The sequence below is a fragment of the Proteus sp. G2675 genome (genome assembly GCF_963886535.1).
In the GTDB taxonomy this organism is placed as follows: Bacteria; Pseudomonadota; Gammaproteobacteria; order Enterobacterales; family Enterobacteriaceae; genus Proteus; species Proteus mirabilis.
Map to the genome: position 1 here is coordinate 1 of NZ_CAWPCB010000051.1, position 5,910 is coordinate 5,910.

Genomic DNA, 5,910 nt, shown 5'->3' on the forward strand with positions numbered 1-5,910 from the left:
TACCCAATGTGAAATGTGAAGTTTGGGGAAAACATCTGTTTGATCCTCGCACTGGGCAAACTGCATGGAGTAATAATGGGGCCTTAGTGGTTTTAGATTATTACCGCCATTATTTAAAAGTACCTGATACAGATATTGATTTTGACAGCTTTAAACAGGCAGCCGATTTATGTGATGAAAAAGTGAGTCTGCCAGAAGGCGGATTTGAGTCGCGATATACCCTTAATGGTGCCTATGACTTAAATGAGAGTCCATCCAGTGTCTTGGAAGCGATGCACAAATGTATTAACGCGGAACCGACATTCACCGCAGGAAAACACGGTATTCAAATCGGTGCTTATTATGGGCCTGCAGTAAAAACCATTACTGAATCACAATTGATTGGCACCGTTACGTGTACCCCTGAAACAGGCTTAAAAGACGCGACCAATGCGGTGTATGGCACGTTTATTGATGCCGAACAGTTGTACACAAAAACCGACTTCACGCCTGTGATTGTGGACGAATGGGTGAAAGAGGATGGCTTAGAAATTCGAGAGAATATCGACTATCGTTTTGTCACCAGCCCTTATCAAGCCCAACGATTAGCTCGTCAATATCTTCGTAAAAAGAAAGCAGGAAGACGAGTTCAATTGACCATGAACTTAGACGGCTATGCTTATCGTCCTGGTGAAGTTGTGCTTTTAGAATTACCTTCTTTGGGAATTAGTGGACTGGAATTCCGTATTGCCGAATGGTCTTTCCATGCATTAGACGGTGTGGCTTTAACGTTGGAAGAGGATGGTGCCTATTTATATGAAGATGTGGTTGGCAAACCGTTTGAGCGTCCGCCATTTGTGAGTTTACCCGCTGGTGGTGTTGCTTCACCGATTAATCTTACCTTTGTTCCACTTGCAGTCAGTGACATCGTGCAAGGTACGCTTTCTTGGCAGAATGTGGCGTCTGATGTGCGCTATAACACCGTTACTATTCTTCAAGAAGGCAATGTTATTCAATCTATTCAGGTACCGGCTGAGCGTGTTGATATTAACGGATTAGCGCGAGGCACTTATCGTGTTGAAGTTAGGGCGACAAATGTGGCTGGCGCGATGTCGGCACCCGCTATCAGTGATTTTGCTATTCAAGCACCACCGCCTCCTGAGCATATTGATGTTACCTCTGGCTTATTTAATCTGACCATTGCACCGAAACAAGGCGATAGCGCTGTCTTTGGTTATACCTTTGAATTTTGGTTTAGTGAGGAAAAGCTCGCTGATCTTTCTGAAAATGAAGTGATCACCAAAACAAATAAAGTTGGCCAAGGGAATTTCTGGACGCAAGAGAATTTACAAGCAGGGCATACGTATTATTTTTATGTTCGAACAATCAACAGCTATGGTAAATCACCTTTTGTGGAAGCTTCAGGTACTTGCTCTTCTCAAACCGATTTAATTCTTGAGGAATTAGCGGGTCAAATCAGCCGAGATCAACTCGCACAAGATCTATTGGGTGAAATTAACAGCAAAGCTGACCAATCAGCTGTTGTTGAGTTAAACACGCAAGTGAAAGCGAACCATGATGCGATTTTAGCGGAGCAAGTTGCACGAGGAGCGGTAATTAACCAAGAACAACAAGCTCGCGCTGAAGCTGATAAAGCGGAGGCACAACAGCGCCAATTCTTAGCTACACAACTTCGTGGTGATTATACCGGTAATGATTTATCTAAAGTTACCGCAGGGCTCATTTCCTCTGAGAAACAAGCACGTGTTACAGGCGACCAAGCAGAAGCGAAAGCCAGACAATCATTGGAAACACGGATGAATGGGAATGTTTCCGCGATTAATAAATCATTAGAAACCCTTACCTCGAAACAGCAAGCACAATCGAAAGAGATTTCAACGCTCAATTCAAATCTTAAGGGGAAAGCTGATAGCAGTGTGGTAAATACGTTAAGTACTCGAGTGTCGAATATTGATGGCAAAGTGACGTCCGCAACCTCTCAGGTACAAACGTTATCCAGCAAATTAGATAAAGTGAAATCCGATTTAACGGGATCTGTGGTGGTGGATTTAGATTTATCAAAACTCAATGAAAACACCTATTATCCGGTTATTTTGCCTTTAGTGACCTCTCGTCGTTACGCGTTTAAGGTTTTTAGAACCTTAGGGCAATATTCAGACAATAAACCCAGCTATGCGACGCACAGCACCAAAGGTTTTGCCATGATTGTGGAATGGCAAGTCAGTGGTTCTGGATGGGGAACCCAGTCTGAAAACCGCATCATTGATAATTTTGATTGGCGATGGACAAATCAATCTCCTGTGATGGGACCCGCTCAATTAATAAATGGTTCTGTGGAATATATCTATTTGCGAGGAGGCGCCAAATACCAACTCACTAAGCATAAAAGTGTTAACCATCAAATTATCACCAGCACTTACACCAACAACAAGCAATCGATGGCACCGAAAGGATTTGTGGCGAATGAAGTACCTAAATCCAGCGAACAGAAAGCCAATGCAACGGCGAATGCGGTAAACCAACTTGAAACTAAAGTGACCGAGGTTTCAGGTAAGGTGACCTCGACCGCCCAGCAAGTGACTCGCTTAGAAAGCCAAGTGGGTACAAGTTCAGCTAAAATCGAACAAACTTCGAAAGTGGTCACAGACATAAATGGCAAAATTTCGGCATCATGGACAATGAAAGTCCAACAAGATAGCAAAGGGAATAAAGTCATTACTGGCATTGGCTTAGGATTCAATGCGCAAGGAAATAGTCAATTTCTGGTTAATGCCCAAAACTTTGCAGTGATATCGTCATTAAACGGCAAAGTGGTGACACCGTTTGTCGTGAAGAATGGACAGGTGGTTATTCATGAAGCCTTAATGGATAAAGCGTGGATACAGAAACTAGTAGTACTCAATTATTTTAAATCATCGGGATTTGATAAAGGGAATGGCTTTTTATTGGATGCCAAAAACAATATTTTCCGCTTTACGGGTGGTAATGGGGCATTAAATATCACCAATAATCAATTGGTCGTCAAAGATGAGAAAAAACGCCTTGTGATGAAAATCGGTTATCTAGGGAATTGATTTATGTATGGTCTTGAAATTTTTCCTGTTGAAGGCGGTAAACCTTACCGTTTAACGCGTGATACGCAAATTCTCTGTTATTTAACCTCTTATCAGATAGGGCCAGAAGATTGGCCCCATTATCGACAACCGAAAAAAACACGGAGCAAAGTCATTCATGAAGCCATGGGGTATGAGGCGTTCGCCATCCCGAGAGTGGCTTCTGTGTATATGGCGGTGAATGATTATGCGTATTTTCAGGGAATAACGCATATCCGAATGGAAGGGCCTGTATTACGTTATGAGTATGTTTATGACAATGTTCAGGTTCAAGACCCACAGATGGCCAAAAGAGCCAATATGGTGGTCGATATTTATGGTATCCCGTTACCGGATAGTACAAAACCAACGTATGGTGTGGAGTGGTATGGAGCCTTTCAGGGATTTCGAAGTGCGATTACACGTAATACACAAATGACTTATTGTGTGTCTCGACAAAAAATCCACCTTGAAGGCGGGCGCTATTGGTCTTTGCCAACAACATTACCGCATTTAGATAAGTGTGTTGTGTTTTATCATGCCACCAACCCTCAAGCGGAAGTGAGCTATTTAGCGCATAAAAAGCAATTATACAGTTCAGCCCAAACAGACATTTATGTGTGTGTTTTCGTTTCAGGAATGGTTTTGACCCCGAAGAGACGTTGGGGGTTATCACTGTACAGTGAAGATGGAACACTGGTCTTTAATACGGACTATTTGCCTTTTACCCGAGGAAAATCAATGGAATTGTTATTGCGGGAGGGGAGTGTAGAGACTCCATATAGCTTGCCTTTAGTCTGTGCAACAAGTCAGTTTGTGAATGCGTCTTATCAGGATGACCATATTGATTGGGCCAAGCGTAATACGGGGATACGTTTTCGGGGAAAACAGATTTTTGTGAGTGAACGGATACGTGATGCTCATCGGCAACATCATGTAGAGCAACGTATCCCCTTTTATGTCCTCAATGGTTCACATTATTTTTAGTCAAAAATGTGAATGATATAAAATATTTAAGTAGTACTAAGTTTTTATTCTGTGTAACTATAAATGGGTGTGTATTGATATATTATTTATTTAATATGTAATAAATAGTTAGTCTATTTTATTTCATCGTAAAGTCGTCTCGGCTGATAATACTGTTTTTGCCCATGAAATTGCCTCAGCTTTGGCTATATTGTGGGTTGGTAATAAACTTTCGGGTTTAACTTCTAATATTGAGGCGATAGCAAATATATGCTCTACGGTGAATTTAATGTGACCATTTTCTAATCGAGAAAAATGTTGTTGACTTATTCCAAGTAAGTATCCCATTTGTATGCCGGTTAATTTTAGTTCTTTTCTTTTTTGTTTTATTTTTTTACTGATGATGTAATTCAATGTATTCATGATATTGTCCCGATTATAAATATCTTGCAACTAAACTGGATAGAGCAAAAAGTTATAAGATTAATTTAGTTTAAATAAAAAAAATTTTTTAGCTATAAAAAATACGGTTTTTATATTGTTTATTTCATCTTATGAGGGTGGTGGTGTGTTTTTTTTGTTTTTTTTCAAGTGGTTGTATTGTTTTTTGTGTGGTGGTTATTTATTCGATATTTCAATATTGTGTTAATAATGAAATTATAGATTATATAATTAATAAAAATTTTTGCTTATTTATTGATCACCTTGCTTTTTTTTTACTATTTATCAAATGATAAAACACCCGCAAATGATATTGATTTCTATTATCATTTAGTTCTGCTTTGTTGAGAGATATTTATACTGGTTATTTCTATTTTGGGTATATAATTATAATAAAAAATTAACTTTAATATTAAAAATAAAATGAAATTCTTGAATGTCATTTTTTATTATTGATTATGTCTTTAATGTATTGTATTAATATTTTGTTCATCAGGTTTTCATTTGAAAATCTTAACATTACGTTTATTAAAATTTAGCCCGTATTTATACGGGTTTTTTTTATGAATATCAGTTTTTTTACTAATATTATTGCGAATTTAATTATAATATATAGCTAAAAATTTAAGAAAATTAGTAAAAATTTCTATTGAATTATAATCATATTATAATTTTTAAAATTTTAGTTAATTACAGTGTGGGCTGAGATTAATACAAAAATATCTGATATAAAGTATATTGCTTAGTGCTGATATTGATTATTTAATCAAATGATTGGGTTATTATATCCTTTCTTAAGTTAAATAATTGTTTTTTTTGTTCAAACCAAATAATTTTAATAAAATTAAAAAACAACTAATATCATTGTTAAAAGATTATAAGATTTAATTAATATAAGAATATTTACTTTGTGAATTTTATCATATAGCATTTCTTTCTTTAATGTTATAACTCATTGGGTTTATTTCTTTATTTATGAATTTTATATTGAATTGTAAATTCAGATTTTGTCTATTATTTATTCTGTTTCTGAGTTTTCATAGTATTGCGAATGACGATTATAATAAAAAAAGTAACAATTTGATAACTGAGGCTCAATTGGTTGAGGATCCTACTCTGTTATTACGATTATTTATTCCTGCATTAATAAGAAATGATGTAGAAGGTGTTGGATTATTACTTTCTATTTATGAAAAACAAAAAAAGCAAGAAGATGATGAATTGTTAATATGGGGTAATGCTATTATTGCTCGTAAGAATAAACAATTAGATAAGTCAATATCATTATATAGAAGTTTGGTGTCTAAAAATCCTAAATTAATATTTGCTCGATTACAGTTAGCAATTGCATTATTTGAAAATAAAGAGAATGAGGCGGCATTAGAACAATTTGATAAACTGAAAAGCGAAA

General features: G+C 36.7%; 3 protein-coding genes and 1 pseudogene. 3 read left to right on the forward strand and 1 reads right to left on the reverse strand.

Translation table 11 applies throughout. The annotated features are described in order from the left end of the window. Together AACQ49_RS16370 and AACQ49_RS16375 are read left to right on the forward strand one after the other, a co-directional pair. Positions 1–3,074 (forward strand): phage tail tip protein J-related protein (locus AACQ49_RS16370; RefSeq protein ID WP_161779175.1); only part of this gene is annotated, 3,074 nt, incomplete at its 5' end. A 3-nt stretch (positions 3,075–3,077) separates the two neighbouring features. Continuing rightward, on the forward strand, positions 3,078–4,079 hold the full coding sequence (locus AACQ49_RS16375; protein WP_161706170.1) for a hypothetical protein: 1,002 nt from the start codon (positions 3,078–3,080) through the stop codon (positions 4,077–4,079). Positions 4,080–4,202: 123 nt separating this feature from the next. On the opposite strand, the gene AACQ49_RS16380 is transcribed toward AACQ49_RS16375, so the two are convergent. Next, positions 4,203–4,481 carry a helix-turn-helix domain-containing protein gene (locus AACQ49_RS16380; RefSeq protein WP_060961214.1) on the reverse strand — a complete coding sequence of 93 codons (279 nt, stop codon included), beginning with the start codon at positions 4,479–4,481 and terminating at the stop codon, positions 4,203–4,205. Positions 4,482–5,597: 1,116 nt separating this feature from the next. On the opposite strand from AACQ49_RS16380, the pseudogene AACQ49_RS16385 reads away from it, so the two are divergent. Further along, a pseudogene (locus AACQ49_RS16385) lies at positions 5,598–5,910 on the forward strand (surface lipoprotein assembly modifier); the annotation flags it as partial.